Annotated in this window: 17 protein-coding genes; 15 read left to right on the forward strand and 2 right to left on the reverse strand. The window is 71.2% G+C overall.

Going from position 1 to position 22,107, the window contains the following annotated elements:
• From ACFC1I_RS14330 to ACFC1I_RS14350, 5 genes are all read left to right on the forward strand, one after another.
• The gene (locus tag ACFC1I_RS14330) at positions 1 to 393 is read left to right on the forward strand and encodes a hypothetical protein (protein WP_376010573.1); all 393 of its coding nucleotides are present in this window, start codon (positions 1 to 3) and stop codon (positions 391 to 393) included.
• Positions 394 to 488: 95 nt separating this feature from the next.
• Positions 489 to 1,433: a sugar-binding transcriptional regulator gene (locus tag ACFC1I_RS14335; protein WP_376010575.1), complete on the forward strand. Its 945-nt coding sequence runs from the start codon at positions 489 to 491 to the stop codon at positions 1,431 to 1,433.
• Between the two features lie 52 nt (positions 1,434 to 1,485).
• Entirely contained in the window at positions 1,486 to 2,493 is a 1,008-nt protein-coding gene (deoC, locus tag ACFC1I_RS14340; protein WP_376010578.1) for a deoxyribose-phosphate aldolase, read from the forward strand.
• An 18-nt stretch (positions 2,494 to 2,511) separates the two neighbouring features.
• Positions 2,512 to 4,008: an aldehyde dehydrogenase family protein gene (locus tag ACFC1I_RS14345; protein WP_376010581.1), complete on the forward strand. Its 1,497-nt coding sequence runs from the start codon at positions 2,512 to 2,514 to the stop codon at positions 4,006 to 4,008.
• Positions 4,005 to 4,868, forward strand: coding sequence for an aldehyde dehydrogenase family protein (locus ACFC1I_RS14350; RefSeq protein WP_376010583.1), 864 nt, complete (start codon positions 4,005 to 4,007; stop codon positions 4,866 to 4,868). Before ACFC1I_RS14345 ends, ACFC1I_RS14350 begins: the two co-directional genes overlap by 4 nt.
• Positions 4,869 to 5,115: 247 nt before the next feature.
• Here ACFC1I_RS14350 and ACFC1I_RS14355 read toward each other — a convergent pair whose 3' ends face one another.
• A complete protein-coding gene (locus ACFC1I_RS14355) occupies positions 5,116 to 5,832 on the reverse strand; it encodes an NRDE family protein (RefSeq protein WP_376010586.1) in 717 nt (238 codons plus the stop codon).
• A 70-nt stretch (positions 5,833 to 5,902) separates the two neighbouring features.
• On the opposite strand from ACFC1I_RS14355, the gene coaBC reads away from it, so the two are divergent.
• The 6 genes from coaBC to ACFC1I_RS14385 all read left to right on the forward strand — a co-directional run bounded on the left by coaBC (position 5,903) and on the right by ACFC1I_RS14385 (position 15,445).
• Positions 5,903 to 7,138: a bifunctional phosphopantothenoylcysteine decarboxylase/phosphopantothenate--cysteine ligase CoaBC gene (gene coaBC, locus ACFC1I_RS14360; RefSeq protein ID WP_376010589.1), complete on the forward strand. Its 1,236-nt coding sequence runs from the start codon at positions 5,903 to 5,905 to the stop codon at positions 7,136 to 7,138.
• A 79-nt stretch (positions 7,139 to 7,217) separates the two neighbouring features.
• On the forward strand, positions 7,218 to 8,114 hold the full coding sequence (locus tag ACFC1I_RS14365; RefSeq protein ID WP_376010591.1) for a glycerophosphodiester phosphodiesterase: 897 nt from the start codon (positions 7,218 to 7,220) through the stop codon (positions 8,112 to 8,114).
• Between the two features lie 106 nt (positions 8,115 to 8,220).
• Positions 8,221 to 8,859, forward strand: a complete 639-nt coding sequence (locus ACFC1I_RS14370) for a hypothetical protein (RefSeq protein ID WP_376010892.1) — start codon at positions 8,221 to 8,223, stop codon at positions 8,857 to 8,859.
• Positions 8,860 to 9,096: 237 nt separating this feature from the next.
• The gene (locus ACFC1I_RS14375; RefSeq protein WP_376010594.1) at positions 9,097 to 11,247 is read left to right on the forward strand and encodes a DEAD/DEAH box helicase; all 2,151 of its coding nucleotides are present in this window, start codon (positions 9,097 to 9,099) and stop codon (positions 11,245 to 11,247) included.
• Positions 11,248 to 11,408: 161 nt separating this feature from the next.
• Positions 11,409 to 12,437, forward strand: a complete 1,029-nt coding sequence (locus tag ACFC1I_RS14380; protein ID WP_045297351.1) for an ATP-dependent 6-phosphofructokinase — start codon at positions 11,409 to 11,411, stop codon at positions 12,435 to 12,437.
• 86 nt (positions 12,438 to 12,523) lie between these two features.
• Positions 12,524 to 15,445 carry an AAA family ATPase gene (locus tag ACFC1I_RS14385; RefSeq protein ID WP_376010597.1) on the forward strand — a complete coding sequence of 974 codons (2,922 nt, stop codon included), beginning with the start codon at positions 12,524 to 12,526 and terminating at the stop codon, positions 15,443 to 15,445.
• A gap of 106 nt (positions 15,446 to 15,551) precedes the next feature.
• On the opposite strand, the gene ACFC1I_RS14390 is transcribed toward ACFC1I_RS14385, so the two are convergent.
• The gene (locus ACFC1I_RS14390) at positions 15,552 to 17,675 is read right to left on the reverse strand and encodes a S9 family peptidase (protein WP_376010600.1); all 2,124 of its coding nucleotides are present in this window, start codon (positions 17,673 to 17,675) and stop codon (positions 15,552 to 15,554) included.
• A 156-nt stretch (positions 17,676 to 17,831) separates the two neighbouring features.
• On the opposite strand from ACFC1I_RS14390, the gene ACFC1I_RS14395 reads away from it, so the two are divergent.
• The 4 genes from ACFC1I_RS14395 (at position 17,832) to ACFC1I_RS14410 (ending at position 22,057) form a co-directional block, all read left to right on the forward strand.
• Positions 17,832 to 19,136, forward strand: a complete 1,305-nt coding sequence (locus tag ACFC1I_RS14395; protein ID WP_376010603.1) for an anion permease — start codon at positions 17,832 to 17,834, stop codon at positions 19,134 to 19,136.
• Positions 19,133 to 19,462 carry a peptidase gene (locus ACFC1I_RS14400; RefSeq protein WP_376010606.1) on the forward strand — a complete coding sequence of 110 codons (330 nt, stop codon included), beginning with the start codon at positions 19,133 to 19,135 and terminating at the stop codon, positions 19,460 to 19,462. Before ACFC1I_RS14395 ends, ACFC1I_RS14400 begins: the two co-directional genes overlap by 4 nt.
• Before the next feature lie 53 nt (positions 19,463 to 19,515).
• Positions 19,516 to 20,427, forward strand: a complete 912-nt coding sequence (locus tag ACFC1I_RS14405) for a phosphodiesterase (protein WP_376010608.1) — start codon at positions 19,516 to 19,518, stop codon at positions 20,425 to 20,427.
• 148 nt (positions 20,428 to 20,575) lie between these two features.
• Positions 20,576 to 22,057, forward strand: coding sequence for an aspartate ammonia-lyase (locus tag ACFC1I_RS14410; RefSeq protein WP_376010611.1), 1,482 nt, complete (start codon positions 20,576 to 20,578; stop codon positions 22,055 to 22,057).
• Positions 22,058 to 22,107: the final 50 nt, after the last annotated feature.

A 22,107-nucleotide genomic window follows, 5' to 3' on the forward strand; every position in this document is an offset into this window, starting at 1 on the left:
GTGCACGCGCTGGACCTGCTGGCGGCCGCCGGTGCCGCCGATTCCGTCAACCTGTGGGGTGCGCTCGGGTGCGCCGTCGCGTACTCGGCCTCGCTGCTCGCGACGCTCGACGCGTTCGCCGACCTCATCCTCGCGCGCGGCGGCTCGCCGGCCGGCCGGCTGACGCCGGGCATCGGCATGAAGTTCGCGTCGAAGCTCATCGCCGCGGCGATCGCCGTGGTGTCGGCGGCCATCGTTCTCGCACTCGACAGCAACTGGTTCGCGTTCACGACGCTGTCGATCGCGTTCGTCGTCGTGGTGGGCATCGGCATCATCTTCCTGCTGCGGCACGCGAAGGTCACCGCCGCACCGCCGGCCACTGCGGGCGGCGGAGGCGTTCGTCCTGCCTCCTGATTCGGGGCGCCGTGCTCATGTGAGCAAAGTTTGTGCAGATGTTGGCGCGTCACCGCGGTCTGTGTCAGCCTGGAAGGGACGACGAAGGGAGGATCGTGGACGCCGTCGACGAACTCCTCTCGATCCGTGCCGCCGAGCTCTACTACGAAGAGAACCTCACGCAGGAGGAGATCGGCAAGAACCTCCAGATCACGCGCTGGAAGGTCGGGCGCCTCCTCACGCAGGCGAAGGAGGAGGGCTTCGTCCGCATCGAGATCCTCCACTCGCGCGCCCGCCGGCCGCAGCTCGAGCGCCGGCTGCGCGACGAGCGGGGCCTCGCCGATGCCGTCGTCGTGTCGCGCGCGGGCGTCCGCAGCGAAGACGAACTGCAGCAGCGCGTCGCCCAGGCCGCCGCCGACTATCTCGCGGGACTCCAGCCGAGCCCGCCGGTGCTGGGCGTCAGCTGGGGGCGCACCCTCTCCGACATCGCGCATCATCTGCGCGACGGCTGGTCGCGCGGCACCGACGTCGTGCAGATCAACGGCGGCGTCAGCATGAGCCAGCGGCCGGGCACCGCGGCGGCGACCGCGGTCAGCATCGCGCAGAAGGGCGGGGGAGCGGCGGCGCTCCTGCCGAGCCCCGCGATCCTCGAGCGGCGCGCGACGAAGGAGGCCATCGAGGCCGACCGCGTCGTGGCCCGCGTGCTCGACGCCGCCCGCTCCGCGAACGCGTACCTGTTCAGCGCGGGCGCCGCCGACCACGGGTCGGTGCACGTCGGCAGCGGCTATCTCACGACCGCCGACATCGACCGCCTCGTCGCGGCCGGGGCCGTCGGCGACGTCGTCGGCCGCTACATCGCCGCCGACGGCCGCATCGTCGACGACGAGCTCGATGCCCGCACGGTCGGCCTCTCGCTCGACGAACTCCGCGCCGCCGACGTCGCGATCGCGGCGATCACCGGCACGCCCAAGCGTGCGATCGCAGCCGCCGTCGTCGCCTCCCGCCTGTGCACCGTGCTCGTCACCGACGAGTCGACGGCACAGCACCTGCTCGACGGGTGACCGCGGGCCGCGGCATCCATCTTCCGATTCCCAACGAAAGCCAGGTCAGGACATGTCAGGCACCTCCATCGTGACGCTGCCCGAGCGGGCCGTCGAGCTGCTCGGCGGGCAGCCCGACGACACGACGCTGCGGCGCTACCTCCACGGTCTCGCGGGCGTCGACGCTGTCGGCCTCGAGCAGCGCGCTGCCGCGCTCGGCACCCGCTCCATCAAGACCACGTCGAAGGCGTGGGCACTCGACAAGATCATCGAGCTGATCGACCTCACGACGCTCGAAGGCGCCGACACCCCCGGCAAGGTGCGGTCGCTCGTCGCGAAGGCATTGAATCCGGATGCCTCGGATCCGGCGTGTCCGCGCGTCGCAGCGGTGTGCGTGTACGGCGACATGGTGCCCTACGCCGTCGAGGCGCTCGGCGCCGCCCACGGCGACCCCGACGACGGGCTCGTGTCGGTGGCGGCGGTCGCGACCGCGTTCCCGAGCGGTCGCGCGTCGCTCGACATCAAGCTCGCCGACACCGCCGAGGCGGTGGCCCACGGCGCCGACGAGATCGACATGGTGATCGACCGCGGGGCGTTCCTCGCGGGCCGCTACGGGCTGGTGTTCGACCAGATCGCCCGCGTCAAGCAGGCGTGCCGCCGTGCCGACGGCACCTACGCGTCGCTCAAGGTGATCCTCGAGACCGGCGAGCTCAACACCTACGACAACATCAAGCGCGCGTCGTGGCTGGCGATCCTCGCGGGCGGCGACTTCATCAAGACCTCGACGGGCAAGGTGCAGCCGGCCGCGACCCTGCCGGTGACGCTCCTCATGCTCGAGGTTGTGCGCGATTGGCACCGTGCCACCGGCGAGAAGGTCGGGGTGAAGCCTGCGGGCGGCATCCGCACGTCGAAGGACGCCATCAAGTACCTCGTGACCGTCGCCGAGACGGTGGGCGAGGAGTGGCTGCAGCCGCACCTCTTCCGGTACGGGGCATCCAGCCTCCTCAACGACGTGCTGCTGCAGCGACAGAAGCTGCAGACCGGGCACTACTCCGGCGCCGACTACGTGACCATCGACTGAGATCAGGGACCAGAAGACATGAGTTTCCTCGAGTACGCCCCGGCGCCCGAGTCGCGCGCGATCCTCAACCTCAAGCCCGAGTACGGGCTGTTCATCGAAGGCGACTTCCGCGACGGCTCGGGCGAGTCGTTCGTCACGATCTCGCCCGCCGACGAGAAGCACATCGCCACCATCGCGACGGCGAGCGATGCGGATGTCGACGCCGCCGTCGCCGCCGCGCGCCGCGCCTACGACAAGACGTGGTCGAAGATGAGCGGCCGCGACCGCGGCAAGTACCTGTTCCGCATCGCGCGCCTCGTCCAGGAGCGCGCCCGCGAGCTCGCGGTGGCCGAGAGTCTCGACAACGGCAAGCCCATCAAGGAGAGCCGCGACGTCGACGTGCCGCTGGTGGCCGCGTGGTTCTTCTACTACGCCGGCTGGGCGGACAAGCTCGACTACGCAGGCCTCGGCGCCGACCCGCGCTCGCTGGGGGTCGCCGGCCAGGTGATCCCGTGGAACTTCCCGCTGCTCATGCTCGCGTGGAAGATCGCGCCGGCCCTCGCCGCCGGCAACACCGTGGTGCTGAAGCCCGCCGAGACGACGCCGCTGTCGGCGCTCATCTTCGCCGAGATCCTGCAGCAGGCCGACCTGCCCCCGGGCGTCGTCAACATCGTGACGGGTGCGGGAGCGACCGGCGCGGCGCTCGTGCGCCACCCGGACGTGAACAAGGTCGCCTTCACCGGGTCGACCGCCGTCGGCCGCGAGATCGCGAAGGCCGTCGCCGGCACCGACAAGAAGCTCACGCTCGAGCTCGGCGGCAAGGCCGCGAACATCGTGTTCGAGGACGCCCCCATCGATCAGGCGATCGAGGGCATCGTCAACGGCATCTTCTTCAACCAGGGGCACGTCTGCTGCGCCGGCAGCCGCCTGCTCGTCCAGGAGTCGATCCACGACGAGGTCGTCGACCGGCTGAAGGACCGCCTGTCGACGCTGCGCCTCGGCGACCCGCTCGACAAGAACACCGACATCGGCGCCATCAACTCGCGCGAGCAGCTCGACCGCATTCGCGAGCTCAGCAAGGTCGGCGAGGAGGAGGGCGCCGAGCGCTGGAGCGCGCCGTGCGTCATCCCCGACAACGGCTTCTGGTTCGCGCCCACGATCTTCACGAACGTGCAGGCGTCGCACCGCATCGCGCGCGACGAGATCTTCGGCCCGGTGCTGTCGGTGCTGACCTTCCGCACGCCCGCCGAGGCGATCGAGAAGGCCAACAACACCCCGTACGGACTGTCGGCCGGCATCTGGACCGACAAGGGCTCGCGCATCCTCGCCGTCGCCGACCGCCTCCGTGCGGGCGTCGTGTGGGCGAACACGTTCAACCGGTTCGACCCGTCGTCGCCGTTCGGCGGCTACAAGGAGTCCGGCTACGGCCGTGAGGGCGGCCGTCACGGACTGGCGGCGTACCTCAAGGGTGCGCCCGTCGGAACCGGCGCCGCCCGCGTCGAAGCCGGCCGTTCGAAGAAGGAGGTCTCGGCATGAGCAAGCGACTGACCGTTCCTAAGACGTACAAGCTCTACATCGGCGGCGCCTTCCCGCGCAGCGAGTCGGGCCGCACGTACGAGGTCGACACGCCCAAGGGCGACTTCCTCGCGAACGCCGCGCTGGCCTCCCGCAAGGACGCCCGCGATGCCGTCGTCTCGGCGCGCGGCGCCGTCAAGGGCTGGTCGGGCGCCACCGCGTACAACCGCGGCCAGGTGCTCTACCGCGTCGCCGAGATCCTCGAGGGTCGTCGCGCGCAGTTCGTCGACGAGATCGTCCAGCAGACCGGCGTCTCGGCCGCGGTCGCCGGCGCCGAGGTCGACGAGTCGATCGACCGCTGGGTCTGGTACGCCGGCTGGTGCGACAAGTTCGGCCAGGTCGCAGGCAACGGCAACCCCGTCGCCGGCCCGTACTTCAACATCTCGGTGCCCGAGCCCACCGGCGTCGTCGGCGTGATCGCCCCGCAGGACACCGCGCTCGTCGGCCTCGTGTCGGCGATCGCGCCCGCTCTCGTCACCGGCAACTCGGTCGTCGTCGTCGCCTCGCAGCGCTACCCGCTCTCGGCGATCTCGCTCGCCGAGGTGCTCGCGACGAGCGACGTGCCCGGTGGCGTCGTCAACGTGCTGACGGGCTCGCCCGCCGAGATCGCCCCGTGGCTCGCGTCGCACCCCGACGTGCACGCCCTCGACCTCGTCGGCGCCGGCGACCTCGACTGGATCGACCTGCAGATCGCCGCGGCCGAGACGCTGACGCGGGTGCTGCCTCCCGAGAACGGGACGGATGCTGCGGCCCCGAGCCTCGCCCGCATCACCGCGTTCACCGAAACCAAGACCGTCTGGCACCCGAAGAGCCTGGTCTAGCGCCGCGGGTCGCGCGACATCGCGGAGCGGGATGCCTCGTGCCGAGGCATCCCGCTTTCGTGTGGTCACCCCCTTCCGCGCACAGAATCGGATCCGCAGGAGCGGACGACCGGCGCAACACGCCGGTCGCCGGCGCCGACCACCGGCGTGTCGCCCTCGGCGTCCGCAGGTGCGGATCCGATTCTGTGTCGAGGGGAAGTGGGTGCCCATCGATGGCGGGACCCACGGGCACACCCAGGGCGGTGGGTCAGCGAAGCTCGAGGCCGCCCCACTGACCGGGCTCGCGGAGCTCGCCGTAGTGCACGTCCACGTCGTCGGACGTGACCGAGGCGACGCACGCGAGGAGCGACAGGGTCGGGTAGCCGAGCGGGCGGTTGTCGCGGATGATCGCGCCGTCGTCGGTCGGCGCGAGCTCGGCGGAGCGCTCGAGCACCTCGACCCACGGCATCCACCATCGTCCTTCGGTGGCGGGCTCGGTCGCCTGGAAGTCGCCCAGCCACCGGGCGATGCGCGGCGTGGCGCTGTCGTCGACGTCGTCGTGGGCGATCATGTGCGTGCCGGGTGCGAGCTCGGTCGTGCGCAGGGTGACGCCGTCCCACGTGTGCACGCGTGCGTGCGGGCCCTCGACCTGGACGAGGTTGAAGCCGTGCGTCGACGGGTCGCCGGCGGGGGAGCGGCCCGCGACCGCCTCGAGCACGATGCCGCCGCGCGAGACGAGCTCGGACTCGGGTCGCGTCGACTCGTCGGCACGGTTGAGGAGCACGGCGAGCCGGCCCGCCGTGGGGTCGGCCGCGAGCCACGCGCCACCCGCACGCACATCCCGCACCCCGACGACGCCGTCGTGGGCCTCGGGCCACCAGCGGCCGAGCGGGTTCCACGGCCGGGCGGGGTCCTCGTCGCGGATCGCGAGCACACGCGTGGGCTCATCCGCCGAGTCGGGGACGCGGATCACGACGGTGCACATTGCGAGGGCTCCTCGGGTGGTCTGACGGCTGGTGGGCCGGGTGTTCGGGCAGTCGTGCCAAGATCGGAGGGTGTTCGTCGTGGTCGGGGTCACCGGTGGCATCGCCGCCTACAAGACGGTTCAGCTCGTGCGCCTGCTGGTGAAGGCGGGGCACGAGGTCCATGTCGTCCCCACTGAGGATGCACTGCGCTTCGTGGGGATGCCGACCTGGGAGGCGATCAGCCGCCACCCCGTGACGACCTCCGTCCACGACGACGTCGCACGCGTGCGTCACGTCGCGCTCGGCCAGGCGGCCGACCTCGTGATCGTGGCGCCTGCGACGGCGAACACCCTGGCGAAGATGACCGCGGGGCTTGCGGACGACCTCCTCGGAACGACCCTACTCGCCACCACGGCACCGGTCGTCGTGGCGCCGGCGATGCACACCGAGATGTGGCGGCACCCGTCGACCGTGCACAACATGGTCGTCCTGCGCGAGCGCGGCGTCGTCGTGGTCGGCCCCGAAGAGGGCGAGCTCACCGGCGGCGACAGCGGACCGGGACGGATGTCGGAGCCCGAGATCATCCTCGAGACGGCGCTCGCCGCGGCCGAGGGCGGCGCCGGCGACCTGCGCGGACTGCGCGTCGTCGTGAGCGCCGGAGGAACCCGCGAGCCGATCGATCCCGTCCGCTACATCGGCAACCGCTCCAGCGGGCGGCAGGGCGTCGCTGTCGCACTCTCGGCCGCGGATCGCGGGGCCGAGGTGGTGCTCGTCGCCGCCCATGTCGACGACGGCGTGCTGGCCGCAGCATCCGCTCATCCGGGTCTGCGGGTCGTGCGCGCCGGCACCGCGGCCGAACTCGGCGAGGTCGTCGGGGCCGAGGCGGGAACCGCCGACGTCGTCGTGATGGCGGCGGCCGTCGCCGACTACCGCGTGGCTGAGGTGTCGCCGCTGAAGCGGTCGAAGGACTCCGCGCCCGTCGGCGGGATCACGCTCGATCTGATCGAGAACGCCGACATCCTCGCGGGGCTCGTCCGCGACCGGCGCGAGGGGCAGACGATCGTCGGGTTCGCCGCCGAGACACCGGGCGACGGTGAGACGCTGCTCGACCGGGGCCGCCGCAAGGCGGCGCGCAAGGGCGCCGACCTGCTCGCGGTGAACGAGGTCGGCTGGTCGAAGGGATTCGAGGCCGCCGACAACGCGGTCACGATCCTCAGCGCCGACGGCGAGGTCGTCGGCGCCCGGCGCGGCAGCAAGGACGACGTCGCAGACGCACTCTGGGACGCCGTACGCATGGTGCGTGAAAGCCAAGCCAAAACAAAGTAACGAATAAGTAACGGCGCATGTAGAGTGGTCCGCACCACGTCGACGAGGACGTGGGGTACGACCCCGGAGGACATGCCCGATGCCCTACTCCGCGGCATCCGATCGCGCCCGCGACCGGATCCACGCCCTCTCCGTCATGTGCGTGCTCGCGGTCGCGAGCGTCGTGATCGCGGTCCTCGGCGCCACCCCCGCGCGGGTGAGCTCGCGGGAGCTGATGGGCGACGAGCGGACGCCCGGAGAGGCCGCCTTCATCGCCAGCCATCGCGGGGGAGCGGCCACCGCGCCCGAGAACACACTGCCCGCCATCACCGCCGCCCTCGCCGCCGGCTTCGACTACGTCGAGGTCGACGTCGCGCTCACGGCCGACCGGCACCCGGTGCTCATGCACGACAAGACCGTCGACCGCACGACCGACGGCCACGGGAGGCTCTCGTCCCTCACCCTCGCCGAGGTGAAGGCGCTCGACGCCGGCTCGTGGTTCGACCGCGCGTACGCCGGCACCCCGGTGCCCACCCTCGTCGAGTTCCTCGACGCGCTCGTCACGGCAGACGGCCGCGCGATCGTGGAGCTGAAAGGCGAATGGGATGCTGCGGCCGTCGACGCGGCCGTCGCGGAGGTCGCCGCGCGCGGCCTCGAGCGTCGCATCGTCTTCGCGAGCTTCGATGCGCGGACGCTGGCGCTCGCCGCAGCAGGGTCGGACGTCCTGTCGCGGCTGCTCATCCTCAAGCAGCTGCCCTCGGACGTCGTGAGCGCGGTCGCCGAGGCCGGTGCGCGCGGCGTGGTCGTGAACCGGAAGGCGGTGCTCGCGCGTCCGGGCATCGTCGACGAGCTGCACGCCGCAGGCGCCCGCGTCGTGGTCTACACGCTCAACGACGACTCCCAGTGGGACGAGGTCACGGCGCTGGGGGTCGACGGCATCGTCACCGACGACCCGCATACGCTGTCGGAGTGGCAGAGCGCCTACGCCGGGCCGTGAGGCCTGTGCGGGTGCGCGCGGCGTGGCCCGCAGCATCCGTCCGCGGTTCTCGTTAGGGTCGGATGCGCGCCACCTGCCGCGGCGCATGACGAGAGGTGGCGTGGGGATGGTCGTGCAGAGCCGGTGGACGCGGATCGTGATCGGGTGCGTCGCACTCACCGCGCTGGCCACGGTCGTCACCGGATGCCGGCCCGAGGGTGAGGCGGCCCCGTCGAGCAGCCCCTCGGCCACGGTGGAAGAGCCCACACCCGAGCCTTCGGCGACGCCCACCGCGACCGAGACGCCCCAGGCGTCGTTCGAGGTGCCGGGCGCGTGCGAAGAGATCTACTCCGCCGCGATGCTCGCCGAGCTTCAGTCGGCGAACCCGCCCCTCAACGACCCCGGCGTGACCATGCTGTCGACCGAGAACGCCGACCTGCTCGAGATCGTCCACGGCGGCGCCCCCACGCTGCGGTGCTCGTGGGGCAAGCCCAGCGAGTACGGCCTCGCCACCAACGTCACCGCCATCGACGCCGACCAGCAGAACGCCGTGCTCGCGGCGTTGCCCGCGGCGGGCTTCGGGTGCGAGGCGCTCGGCGACGGCACCGTCTGCCGCATCGAGCAGAAGGGCATCACGCTCGACGACAACGAGTACACGCGGGGCGAGACGCACTACGTCGGCGATGGCGGACTCGTGACGACAGCCTGGATCAACTTCGCCCCCGAGGGCTACACCGAAGACGTCGTCGCGACGCTCTGGGGCTGAGCCCCGCGAATTTCCGCGCCGGTGTGCCCCGTTCGGGGCCTGTTCCCCTAGAATGGTGCGCGGGGAAACCGCTGACGATGTCGCAGCTCGCAGAAGCGAGTGCCCGCGACCGCCGGCGGCGAATCCCTGATCCCGCGTTCGCGACGGCGTTCGCGCCGCCCGCGGGAGCACGCAGAACCATCGGTGTCACCCGATTACCGCCGGACTCCCTCTCCGGCATTCACGCTCAGGAGGAGCATGCCGACCACGGCACCCGCCCAGACGGCGCAGCGTCGCCGCAAGTCCTCGTCCGCGCGCCGCGACGACGAGGCCCCCATCATCCCGATCCTCGCCCGCAAGGTGCGCGAGGTCGAGGCGAAGGCCCAGCGCGGCAAGCTCGGGCCGACCAACCGCGTCAAGTTCCAGGTGATCGCCTTCCTCGTCCGCGAGGAGCGCGCGCGTGTGAAGGGCGACACGGAGCTGACGGATGCTGCGCGCGCCGAGCTGCTGAAGCGGCTCGACGGCGTCGCCACCATCCTCGCGAAGACCGCCGCGCGTGACACGTCGCTCATCCAGCTGCTCGAGGTCGACCAGGCCACCTCGCCCGTCGCGCGCCGCATGCGCCGCGACTGGCTGCTCGAGTCGGGTGCCGAGCTCGCGCCCGACGAGCTCATCATCACCGACGTCGCCCCGGTCGCGGCGACCGTCGTGCCCGCCGCGCTCGCGGAGCGCCAGGTGGTGCCGCAGCAGGTCGAGGCCCGCCGCGAGTCCAACCCGTTCCTTGCGCCCGATCTCACCATCCGCGCCCCGAAGCAGACGCCGCGCCGCCGCCTCGACAGCTGGGAGCTCATGGGGCCGCTGTACAAGGCGTTCGAGACCGGCGCCGGCGGGGCCACCGCGTCCATGGACCTCCCGCCTGTGCCCGAGTTCGACCGCCTGTCGCCCCGGGGCCTCGAGGTCATGCCGCACCAGTCGCGGTTCCTCGAGTCGGTGCGCGCGGGCCACCGCACGTTCCTCCTCGCCGATGAGCCGGGCCTCGGCAAGACGGCGGAGTCGGTGCTCGCCGCATCCGTCGCGAACGCGTACCCGCTCCTCGCGGTCGTGCCCAACGTCGTGAAGATGAACTGGGCGCGCGAGGTGGAGCGCTGGACGCCGCACCGCCGCGCGACCGTCATCCACGGCGATGGCGAGGGCATCGACGCGTTCGCGGACGTGTTCATCGTCAACTACGAGATCCTCGACCGCCACCTGTCGTGGCTCGGTTCGATCGGGCTGAAGGGCATGGTCGTCGACGAGGCGCATTTCATCAAGAACCTCACGTCGCAGCGCTCGCAGAACGTGCTCGCGCTCGCGACGCGCATCCGCGAGCAGACGCCCAACCCACTGCTGCTCGCCCTCACCGGTACGCCGCTGATCAACGACGTCGAGGACTTCGACGCGATCTGGCGCTTCCTCGGCTGGACCACCGGCGAGAAGCCCGGCCCGGTGCTCATGGAGAAGCTCGACGAGACCGGTCTCACCCCGGCCGACAAGGCGTTCTATCCCGAGGCGCGCGACGCGGTCATCTCGATGGGCATCGTGCGGCGCAAGAAGAAGGATGTCGCGGCCGACCTGCCCGACAAGCTCATCGCCGACCTCCCCGTGGAGCTGGACGACGAGTTCGGCCGCTCGATCCGGGCAGCCGAGCGCGAGCTGGGGGAGCGGCTGGCCGCGAAGTACCGCCGCATCATCGAGGCGCGCGGCGACCGCGGCCACGGTCCCGGCCACATCGATGAAGACATCGTGCGCCTTGTGGCGCACAACGAGCTCGAGGAGTCGAAGGCCGCCGGCACCGGCTCCGAGAACGTGTTCACCATGGTGCGCAAGATCGGCCAGGCCAAGGCCGTGCTCGCCGCCGACTACGCGGTGCAGCTGCAGCGCTCGGTCGGCAAGGTCGTCTTCTTCGCCAAGCACATCGACGTCATGGACACCGCCGAGGCGCACTTCGCGGCCGCCGGACTCAAGACGGTGTCGCTGCGCGGCGACCAGGCCACCACGGCCCGCCAGCAGGCGATCGACGCGTTCAACAACGATCCCGACGTGGGCATCGCGGTCTGCTCGCTCACCGCGGCGGGCGTCGGCGTCAACATGCAGGCGTCGTCGAACGTCGTGCTCGCCGAGCTGTCGTGGACGGCCGCCGAGCAGACGCAGGCGATCGACCGCGTGCACCGCATCGGCCAGGACGAGCCCGTCACGGCGTGGCGCATCATCGCCGCGCACACGATCGACACCAAGATCGCCGAGCTCATCGACTCCAAGCAGGGCCTCGCCGCCCGCGCGCTCGACGGCGAGGCCGTCGACCCGCAGTCGAGCGACTCGGTGCAGCTGTCGGCGCTCATGCACCTGCTGCGTCAGGCGCTCGACGCGTAGCGCGTGAATGCACAGAAGGGCGGTGCGGTTTCGCACCGCCCTTCGTCGTGCCGGGGCACGGCTCGGCCGGCCCGTGTGGCAGGGCACGCGTTCCGGCACTAGTGTCAGGGGAGGCAGCGACGCCGACCCTCTTCACCGACCCGACAGCGAGGAACACAGCAATGAAGATCGGCATCCTGACGAGCGGCGGCGACTGCCCCGGGCTCAACGCGGTCATCCGTGGCGTGGTGCTCAAGGGCACGACGACCTACGACCTCGAGTTCGTCGGCATCCGCGACGGCTGGCGCGGTGTCGTCGACGGCGACTTCTTCCCGCTGACCCGTCACGAGGTGAAGGGCCTGTCGAAGGTCGGCGGCACGATCCTCGGCACCTCGCGCACGAACCCGTACGAGGGCCCGCGCGGCGGCGCCGAGAACATCGCCAAGACGATGTACGGCCACCGCCTCGACGGCATCATCGCGATCGGCGGCGAGGGAACGCTGGCCGCCGCGAACCGTCTCGCGAACGACGGCATCAACGTGCTGGGCGTCCCGAAGACCATTGACAACGACCTGCGCGCCACAGACTATTCGTTCGGCTTCGACACCGCTGTGAACATCGCGACCGACGCGATGGACCGCCTCCGCACCACCGGCGACTCGCACCAGCGGTGCATGGTCGCCGAGGTGATGGGCCGCCACGTCGGCTGGATCGCCCTGCACGCCGGCATGGCCGCGGGCGCCCACGCGATCTGCATCCCCGAGGTGCCGATGTCGATCGACGAGATCACCGCGCTCGTCTCCAAGGCTCACGACCGCGGCCGCGCGCCGCTCGTGGTCGTGTCGGAGGGCTTCACCCTGACCGGCATGGACGAGGCTTACAGCGACAAGGGCCTGGACGCCTTCAACCGCCCCCGCCTCGGCGGCATCAGCGAGATCCTCGCGCCCGAGATCGAGCGCATCACGGGCATCGAGACCCGTGCGACGGTCCTCGGTCACATCCAGCGCGGCGGCTCGCCCTCGGGCTTCGACCGCGTGCTCGCGACGCGCCTGGGCCTCCACGCCGCCGACGCGGTCGTCGACGGCGCCTGGGGCCAGATGGTGGCGATGCGCGGCACCGACATCGTGCGCGTCCCCTTCGCCGACGCCCTCGGCGAGCTCAACACGGTCCCGCTCTACCGCTACGAAGAGGCCGCCGCGCTCTTCGGCTGACGTTCCGTGATGGATGACGGATGCCTCGGCCCGAGGCATCCGCCTGCCCCCTGACGTGACGCTCGCACGCGTGCCACGATGGCGTCGTGGCTGGGGTGGCCGTGAGTCCCGTGCTGATCGGACGCCAGGCGGAGTTCGACGCGCTCCGCGGCGCGCTCGCGGACGGCCGCGCCGGCACGCCGCGTGCCCTGGTGGTCCGCGGTGAGGCGGGGATCGGCAAGACCCGGCTCGTCCAGGAGGCGATCCTGTCGTTGCGGGCCGACGCCGCACCGGATGACCCGGTCGTGGTCGTCGCGACGGCGCAGTGCGTGGACGGGGGCGACAGCGCGCCGCCGTTCCACGCCCTCCGCGGGCTCGTCCGCGATCTGCGGGCCGGCGTGGGCGACGATCTACTCGGGGTCGTGTCGGCGTCGCCCGGGGCGGTGCGCACGCTCGAGGTGCTGGTGCCCGAGCTCGCGGATTCGGGGGCGTCGCCCGCACGCGAGCCCCTCGAGCCCTCGTCCGACATCGTGGCGGACACCGTCGAGACGATCGTCGAACGCCTGAGCGAACGGTTCCACGTCGTGGTCGTCGTCGAGGACCTGCACTGGGCGGACCCGCTCACCGCGTCCTTCGCCACGTTGCTCGCGCTCACCCGCCGTGGTCGTCACCTCACGGTCGTGCTGACCTATCGGTCCGATGAGGTGGTGGGTCGGACCAGTATGTCGGGCGTCGTGGCGCTCGAGGCCCGGCGAGACATCGAGCACCTGGAGCTCGCGCGGCTCTCCGGCGCGGAGGTCGGCAGCCAGGTCGAAGCGATCGCACCGGGCCGGCTCTCGCGCGCGGAGACGGACGCCGTCGCCGCCCGGAGCGGTGGCGTGCCGTTCCTGGTCGAGGAGCTCGTCGCGCTGGAGGGGGAGGAGCTCTCCGGCGCGCTCCGGGATCTGCTCCTGCTGCGGCACCGGAGCACCTCACCGCGTGCGCGGCAGGTGGTCGAACTGCTCTCCGCCGGCGGGGACGACGTCGAGCACGACGTCATCCTGTACGTCTCCGGCGGGGACCGCACGCTTCTCGACGACGGCATCCGCGAGGCGCTGGACCGGGGGATCATCGCGATCACCCCGACGGGGTACGGATTCCGTCACGCCTTGCTCCGGGAGGCGGTGTACGGCGACCTGCTGCCCGGTGCGCGCCGCGATGCCCACCGGGCGTACGCCGACGCGCTCGAGCTCACCGGCGCCTCCTTCTCGACTCTGGCCGCGGTCGCCGACCACAGGGCGCGCGCGGGCGATCTGTCCGCGGCCTTCGACGCCACTGTGAGATGTCTGTCGCAGCCCGGCGCGGAACTCGCGCCGTCAACGACGGCGGTGCTGTGGCGCCGGGTCTCCGAGTGGTGGGATGCGGTGCCCGATGCGCGGGACCGCGTCGGCGGCGCGTCGCGAATGGAGGTGCTGCGGCGTGCGGCCGAGTCGCTGTGGCACGCCGGGGACTACCTCGAGGCGCGCTCCGTCGTCACCGCCGCGCTGGCGCTTCCCGGGCCGGGGGACCCCGTCGAGCGCGCCGCGGCGCTGTGGTGGCTCGTGATGTGCGAAGGCTGGATCAGCGTGCGGGCCGACGAGGCGGCGCTCGCCGAAGCGGACGCCCTGCTCGCCGGCCACGACGAGCCGGCTGCCCGCGCGCAGCTGGCGCGGGTGCGCAGCATCATCGGCCGCCACGACGTCGGCGCGCTGCGGGAGGCCGTCGCGATCGCCCGCGACGCGGGGGACGCCGAGACGCTCGCGATCTGCCTGACCAATCTGGCGGTGCGCCTCGTGTACGAGGGCGACGACGAGCCCGGGGCCGCCGCCGCTCGCGAGGCGCTCGCAGTGACTTCCCGCGCGGGCGAGAGGCACCGCGCCCTGCTGATCCTCGCCAACCTCAGCTTCTTCAGCGGACACTACCGCGACGCCTCCGAGATCTTCGAGCAGATGCGCCGGGAAGCCCTGGCAGCGGGACGCGAACGCGGACACGGCGCCATCGCCGCACTCGGGCTCGCGCAGACGCTCATCTCCCTCGGCCGGATGGACGACAGTGCGACCCACGCTCGTCGCGCGCTGCAGCTGCTCGTCGTGCCGTTCGACCGGTCGGCCGCGCTGCGCATCCTGGCCGAGGGCGATGTGTGGGGCGACCGACCGGACGCCTACGCCGAGAAGCGGCGATCGATCCGCGACGAGATGCCCGACGTCCTCGATGTGCCGGACGAGGACTTCGGCTGGCGGCGCCTCGATCTGCTCGACGCGCTCGTCCGCATCGTCGACGAGCCCGACGACCGCCGCCGGCTCGAGCTGGTGCGCGGTGCGACGGTGCTCGAGTCCGACCTCCGTGCCGCCGAGACGCAGCCGTGGGTGCGCGCGTGGTCGCTGCCGCTGTCCGCGTGGCTGGTCGCAGAGGGGCACCGCCTGGGCGGCAGCGACGCGCTGCTCGACCGCGACATCGCCTCCGTCCGTGACGACGTCGAGGCGACGGTCTCCGTCCCGCGATCCCGCGGCGTCGTTCCTGCGCTCGTCGCCTTCGTCGCGGCACAGCTGGCGACGGGCGACGACCTCCAGTCCCGCCTCGCCGCGTGGCGCGGGGTACTGGCCGAGGCGCGCGACGGGGAGGGCCTCGCCGTGCCGTACGCGCATCTCGCGAGACTCCGGTTGTCGGAGGCGCTCCTCGGGGTCGGCGACAGAGCGGGAGCCGAGGCGCAGCTGGCCGGGTGGGTCGATGCGGCCCGCGCGGCCGGCGACACGCTCGTCGCCCGATGGGCCGACCAGCTCGCGGCCCGCGCCGGCCTCGGCGGCGACCCGGGCACGAGGATCGCAGCCCTCACCGAACGCGAGTCACAGGTTCTCGAGCTCGTGGCGCGCGGCATGACCAACCCCCAGATCGGCCGCGAGCTCTTCATCAGCCCGAAGACGGCGTCGATCCACGTGTCGTCGATCCTCACGAAGCTCAGCGTGGCCAACCGCACGGAGGCCGCCGCGTTCGCCCGCGACGCCCGCACGTGACCGGACCGGCCCGCCGGGCTCATCGAACCCGAGAGATCCGGCCGAGACCGAGGACGTCGTCCCCGGTCTCGGCCGAGATCCCCGGTCTCGACATCGTCGCGCCGGCTCAGGCGTCGGCGACGCCGAGCACGTCCAGCAGCCACGCGAGCTCGAACGCGCGCTCGCGCCAGGCGTTGTAGCGGCCCGAGACGCCGCCGTGGCCGGCGACCATCTCGCACTTGAGCAGGGCGTCGGCCCCGACTTCGCGCAGGCGCGCCACCCACTTCGCGGGCTCGACGTACAGGACCCGGGTGTCGTTGAGCGAGGTGACCGCGAGGATGCGCGGGTACGCAGCATCCGTCCGCACGTTCTCGTACGGCGAGTACGACTTCATGTAGGCGTAGACGTCGGCGTTGTGGAGCGGATCGCCCCACTCGTCCCACTCGATCACGGTGAGCGGCAGCGACGGGTCGAGGATCGTGGTCAGCGCGTCGACGAACGGCACGTCGGCGAGCACGCCGGCGAAGAGCTCGGGCGCGATGTTCGCCACAGCGCCCATGAGCAGGCCGCCGGCCGAGCCGCCCTCGGCGACGAGCTGCGAGGCCGTCGTGTAGCCGTTGTCGATGAGGTGCAGCGCGCTGTCCACGAAGTCCGTGAAGGTGTTGCGCTTGTTGAGGAGCTTGCCGTCCTCGTACCACTGGCGGCCCATCTCGCCGCCGCCGCGCACGTGGGCGACGGCGAACACGACGCCGCGGTCGAGCTCCGACAGACGCGGCACCGAGAAGCCGGGCTCGATCGAGTGCTCGTACGAGCCGTAGCCGTACAGGTGCACGGGGCGGGGCGCCACGCCCGCGTCGCCGAACGAACGCTTGTAGACGAGCGAGATCGGGATCTGCGTGCCGTCCTGCGCGGTCGCCCACACGCGCTCCTGCGCGTACTCGGACGGCTCGTACCCGCCGAGCACCGGCTGGCGCTTGCGCAGGTGCAGCTCACGCGTCGCGATGTCGAGGTCGTAGACGGTGCCGGGCGTGACGAACGAGCCGTAGCCGAGGCGCAGCAGCGGGGGAGCCCACTCGGGGTTGCCGCCGGTTCCCACCGAGTACAGCGGCTCGTCGAACGTGATCTCGTCGACGGCGCCCGTCGCGTAGTCGAGCATGCCGAGGCAGGCGAGGCCGCCGCGGCGGTAGCCCACGACACCCCAGTCGCGGAACGTCGAGACGCCGAGCAGGCGTTCGCCGGGACGATGAGGGATCACGACCGAGCGTTCTCCGGACGGATCGGATGCTGCGACCCGCACCAGTTCGAAGTCCAGGGCGCCGTCGTTGTGGAGGATGAAGAGCACGTCCTCGCCGTCCACGACCGCGTGCTCGCTGTCGTATTCGACCCCCTCGGTGCGCGGCCACACCACACGCGGCTCGCCGCGGAGGTCGTCAGCATCCAGCAGCCATTCCTCGCTGGTGATCGAGGAGCCCAGGCCGATCACGAGGAAGCGGTCGCTGCGGGTGAACCCTGCGCCGACCCAGTACTTCTCGTCGGGCTCGTGGAAGAGCTTGGCGTCGTCGGCGACCGGCGTGCCGAGCTCATGCAGCCAGACGGTGTCGGGGCGCCACGCGTCGTCGACCGTCGTGTAGACGATGAAGCGGCCGTCGGGGGAGAAGGTCGCACCGGCGAAGGTGTCGGGGATCTCGTCGGGCAGCTGTTCACCGGTGACGAGGTTGCGCACGCGCACCGTGTAGCGCTCGTCGCCCGCGACGTCGACGCCGTAGAGCATGAGCGTGCCGTCGTTGGAGACCTCGAAGCTGCCGAGCGAGAAGAACTCGTGGCCCTCGGCCTCGACGTTGCCGTCGAGCAGGACCTGCTCGCCCGCGACCTCGACCTCGGGTGAGAGCTCGGGCGGCGTCCAGTCGTCGGCGGACGCGAGCGGAGCGCGGCACTGGATGCCGTACTGCTTGCCCTCGAGCGTGCGGCCGTAGTACCACCAGTCGCCCCGGCGGGTCGGCACCGAGAGGTCGGTCTCGAGCGTGCGGCCCTTGATCTCGCCGAAGATGCGCTCCCGCAGGCCCTCGAGGTGCGCGGTGCGCTGCTGCGTGTACGCGTTCTCGGCTTCGAGATGCGCGATGACGGCGGCGTCCTCCTTCTCGCGGAACCACTCGTAGCGGTCTTCGACGTCGTCGCCGTGATGCGAACGGACGCTCGGACGGATGCCGGCGACGGGGGCGGACGGGGCGGGTGCGGAGTCGCTGAGAGTCACCGTTCCACGGTAGTCGCCTCCGAGTTGACCGTCAGGGTCGCCGATGTAGGATTCTTCCTGGCCGGTTGCCGGTTCCTGAACTCTTGGTGAACTCTTCGTTCGTCGCGCCGATCCCGTCGGCACACCCCTCCACATTCTCCTCACCGAAAGCGAACGGTGGAAACCGCAACCCTCATCATCGTTCTGGTGATCGCGCTGGCGCTGTTCTTCGACTTCACGAACGGCTTCCACGACACGGCGAACGCGATGGCCACGCCCATCGCGACCGGCGCGCTCAAGCCCAAGACCGCAGTCCTCCTCGCCGCCGTGCTCAACCTGGTCGGCGCGTTCCTGTCGACAGAGGTCGCCCAGACCATCTCGGGCGGCATCATCAATGAGGAGCAGATCTCCCACAGCATCTTCCCCGAGATCATCCTCGCCGGTCTCATCGGCGCGATCACGTGGAACATGCTCACGTGGCTTCTGGGCCTTCCCTCGTCGTCGTCTCACGCCCTCTTCGGCGGGCTCATCGGTGCGACGATCGTCGGCGTCGGCGTGACCGCGGTGAACTTCGGCGTCGTGATGTCGAAGGTGATCCTCCCGGCGTTCATCGCGCCGGTCACCGCGGGCGTGATCGCGTTCACCGCGACGAAGCTCGCCTATGCGCTCACCCGCCGCTACGACAGCAAGCCCGACGGGCGCGACGGATTCCGGGTCGGTCAGATCTTCACGTCGTCGCTGGTGGCGCTGGCACACGGCACGAACGACGCCCAGAAGACGATGGGCATCATCACGCTCCTGCTCATCACCTCGGGCCTCCAGTCCGCCTCGAACCCCGAGCCCCAGACATGGGTGGTGTTCGCGTGTGCGATCACGATCGCGCTCGGCACCTACATGGGCGGCTGGCGCATCATCCGCACCCTCGGCAAGGGCCTCACCGAGGTCAAGCCGGCTCAGGGCTTCTCGGCCGAGGCGTCGACGGCCTCGACGATCCTCGCGTCGAGCGCTCTCGGCTTCGCGCTGTCGACCACACAGGTCGCGTCGGGATCGGTCATCGGCTCCGGCCTCGGACGCCGCGGCTCGCAGGTGCGGTGGCGCACCGCCGGCCGCATCATGGTCGGCTGGATCCTCACGCTGCCCGCCGCGGGCGCCGTCGGCGCGGCCGCCGCGCTCATCGTCGTGTGGCTCCCGGTCTGGGGCGTCATCATCGACGCCGTCCTGGCCGTCGTCATCATCCTGGCGCTCTTCATGCGTTCGCGCCGCGACGAGGTCACCGCGGCGAACGCCATGAGCGAGGTCGCCGACTCCGGGAAGGCCGTCAAGGTCAAGCGCAACCCGCCGCCCACGCGCCGCCAGCGCGCGCTCGCCCGCGAGGAGGCGCGCCGCGTCGCCGCTGTTGCGACCGCGGAGAAGAAGGCCGCGAAGGCGGCGAAGTCCGCAGACCGATCCGAGAGCGGACCGAAGGACGGAGGCGCACGATGATCATCAACTGGCTCGCCTTCGTGCAGGTGTTCATCGCCGCCTTCATCTCGGCCGTCGTGGTCGTCTCGTTCTACGCGCTGGGCCTCCGGCTGCTCGTCCGCGCCGGACGCGCGCCCGTCGTCGCGCCTGCCGAGTTCACCGACGCCATCACCGTGATCTCCGAGAAGGAGGCGCGGCGCGCCGAGAAGGCCGCGGCCAAGGCCGCCAAGCGCAGCCCGCTCACCGAAGGGCAGAAGCGGTTCGCCCTCGTCGGCGCCTACGCGTGCTTCGCGGTCTGCGCGGCAGCCGTGCTCGGCGGACTGCTGCTCATCGTCTTCAACCACTGAGTGGTCCCCGCCGGGACTGATCGCTGTCGGGGCGACGGCTTAGGCTGAGGCACATGGCCACCGCCGCACCTGTCCAGTTCGGTCAGTACCCTCCCGCGCGGCGGACGCTGCTGCATGTGAGCGACACGCACCTGCTCGCGGGCAACGCGCCGCTCGGCGGTCGTTTCGACACCGCGGCGAACCTCGCCAGGACGCTCGAGGCGGCCGAGGCCACCGGCATCCGTCCCGATGCGATCGTGTTCACGGGCGACCTGACGGATCTCGGCGAGCCCGCGGCGTACACGGCGCTGCGCGAGGCGGTCGAGCCGGTGGCAGAGCGCCTCGGCGCGCCCGTGGTGTGGGTCGCGGGCAACCACGACGAGCGCCCGGCGCTGCGCCGCGACCTGCTCGGGCTCGAGCCGACCGAGGAGCCCGTCACCGGCGTGTGGGACCTCGCCGGGCTGCGGGTCATCGCGCTCGACTCGACGGTGCCCGGCTGGCACCACGGCGACCTCGACCACGGCCAGCTCGAGTGGCTGCGTCACGAACTGGCGACGCCGGCGCCGCTCGGAACGATCCTGGCGCTGCACCACCCGCCGCTGCCGTCGCATGTGCCGCTGTTCGACATCCTCGAGCTGCGTGATCAGGGGCGCCTCGCCGAGGTGATCGCCGGCAGCGACGTGCGCGCGATCCTTGCGGGTCACCTGCACTACTCGACCAGTGGCACGTTCGCGGGCGTGCCGGTGTCGGTCGCCGCGGCCACCTGCTACACCATGAACCTCGCGCGCCCCGCGGTGGACGTCAACGGCATGGACGCCGGCCAGTCGTTCCACCTCGTGCACGTGTACGACGACACCGTCACCCACGCCGTCGTGCCCGTCGTCGAGGCGCCGACCGGCGACGTCTTCTCGGCGGAGTGGGTCGAGCGGATGTCGCGGCTCACGCCCGAAGAGCGGCTCGAGGCGTTCTCCCGCAAGCGTCGCTGAGGGCACTCCCGGCGCTGTCGGGCGACCGCCCCCGTGTACGTGGAGGCGGGGCTGAGTGTACGCCGTGTACACCCCGGCGGACAGGAGCCGCGGGTAGGCTCGAAGCATCCCCGCACACCGCTGTGAACGACCCACGAGGACTGCACACATGGCTCTGGACGCAATGACGCGAACCCGCATCGAGACCGACTCCCTGGGATCCCTGGAGATCCCCGCCGACGCGTACTGGGGCATCCACACCGCCCGTGCGCTGGAGAACTTCCCCATCTCGAAGAGGCCGATCTCGGTCTACCCCGACCTGGTGCGGGCACTCGCGATGGTGAAGCAGGCCTCTGCCCGCGCGAACCGCGAGATCGGGGTGCTCGACCCCGCGAAGGCCGACCTCATCGACCGCGCGTGCCAGCTGGTGATCGACGGCGAGTTCCACGACCAGTTCGTGGTGGGCGTCATCCAGGGCGGTGCCGGCACGTCGACCAACATGAACGCGAACGAGGTCATCACCAACATCGCGCTCGAGCTCGCCGGTCGTGAGAAGGGCGACTACGCCTATCTCTCGCCGATCGACGACACCAACCGCAGCCAGTCGACGAACGACGTCTACCCGACGGCGATCAAGGTCGGCCTCGGCCTCGACCTGAAGACGCTGCTGGAGGAGCTGGATCTGCTCCGCCGCTCGTTCCTGGCGAAGGCCGTCGAGTTCCACGACGTGCTGAAGGTCGGCCGCACCCAGCTGCAGGACGCCGTGCCCATGACCCTCGGCCAGGAGTTCCACGGGTTCGCCACGACGCTCGGCTACGACCACCAGCGCCTCACCGAGAACGCCTACCTCCTCTACGAGGTGAACATGGGCGCCACGGCGATCGGCACCGGCATCACGACGCACCCGTCGTACGCGCCGGCGGTCCTGCGCCACCTCCGCGAGATCTCGGGCCTCGACCTCGACACCGCCTCCGACCTCGTCGAGGCGACCAGCGACACCGGCTCGTTCATGTCGTTCTCGGCGTCGCTCAAGCGCAACGCGATCAAGCTGTCGAAGATCTGCAACGACCTGCGCCTGCTGTCGTCCGGCCCGCAGGCCGGGTTCGGCGAGATCAACCTGCCGGCCCGCCAGGCGGGGTCGAGCATCATGCCCGGCAAGGTGAACCCCGTCATCCCCGAGGTCGTGAACCAGGTGGCGTTCTCGGTCGCCGGTGCCGACCTCACGGTGACGATGGCAGTCGAGGGCGGGCAGCTGCAGCTGAACGCGTTCGAACCGGTCATCGCGCACTCGATCTTCCAGTCGATCACGTGGCTGCGCCAAGCGATGTACACCCTGCGCGTCAACTGCGTCGACGGCATCACCGCGAACCGTGAGCGCCTCGGCGCGATGGTCGGTTCGTCGGTCGGCGTGATCACCGCGCTCACGCCGTTCATCGGCTACGCCGCCGCCGCGGCGCTGGCCAAGACCGCCCTGCTCACGGGGCGCGGCGTCGCCGACCTCGTGGTCGAGGCGGGCCTCATGTCGCGCGACGAGGTCGCCAAGCAGCTCTCGCCCGCCCGCTTGTCGGGACTCGAGACCATCACCGCCGCGATCCCGGTCGTGGTGGCGCCCGAAGAGATCCCCGACGAGGCCCCTGCGGACACGCGCTGAACCGGTTGCCGCGGGCGGCTCCCGATCGATAACGTCGGGGAGACTCGAAC

This window comes from Microbacterium sp. NPDC056044, assembly GCF_042267145.1.
Classification (GTDB): Bacteria; Actinomycetota; Actinomycetes; order Actinomycetales; family Microbacteriaceae; genus Microbacterium.

Bases quoted from the DNA above. Each gene is read 5' to 3' on its own strand.
- deoC (WP_376010578.1), top strand. From the start codon at position 1,486: ATGTCAGGCACCTCCATCGTGACGCTGCCCGAGCGGGCCGTCGAGCTG.
- ACFC1I_RS14345 (WP_376010581.1), top strand. From the start codon at position 2,512: ATGAGTTTCCTCGAGTACGCCCCGGCGCCCGAGTCGCGCGCGATCCTC.
- ACFC1I_RS14350 (WP_376010583.1), top strand. From the start codon at position 4,005: ATGAGCAAGCGACTGACCGTTCCTAAGACGTACAAGCTCTACATCGGC.
- ACFC1I_RS14355 (WP_376010586.1), bottom strand. From the start codon at position 5,832: ATGTGCACCGTCGTGATCCGCGTCCCCGACTCGGCGGATGAGCCCACG.
- ACFC1I_RS14365 (WP_376010591.1), top strand. From the start codon at position 7,218: ATGCCCTACTCCGCGGCATCCGATCGCGCCCGCGACCGGATCCACGCC.
- ACFC1I_RS14370 (WP_376010892.1), top strand. From the start codon at position 8,221: ATGGTCGTGCAGAGCCGGTGGACGCGGATCGTGATCGGGTGCGTCGCA.
- ACFC1I_RS14375 (WP_376010594.1), top strand. From the start codon at position 9,097: ATGCCGACCACGGCACCCGCCCAGACGGCGCAGCGTCGCCGCAAGTCC.
- ACFC1I_RS14380 (WP_045297351.1), top strand. From the start codon at position 11,409: ATGAAGATCGGCATCCTGACGAGCGGCGGCGACTGCCCCGGGCTCAAC.
- ACFC1I_RS14400 (WP_376010606.1), top strand. From the start codon at position 19,133: ATGATCATCAACTGGCTCGCCTTCGTGCAGGTGTTCATCGCCGCCTTC.
- ACFC1I_RS14405 (WP_376010608.1), top strand. From the start codon at position 19,516: ATGGCCACCGCCGCACCTGTCCAGTTCGGTCAGTACCCTCCCGCGCGG.
- ACFC1I_RS14410 (WP_376010611.1), top strand. From the start codon at position 20,576: ATGGCTCTGGACGCAATGACGCGAACCCGCATCGAGACCGACTCCCTG.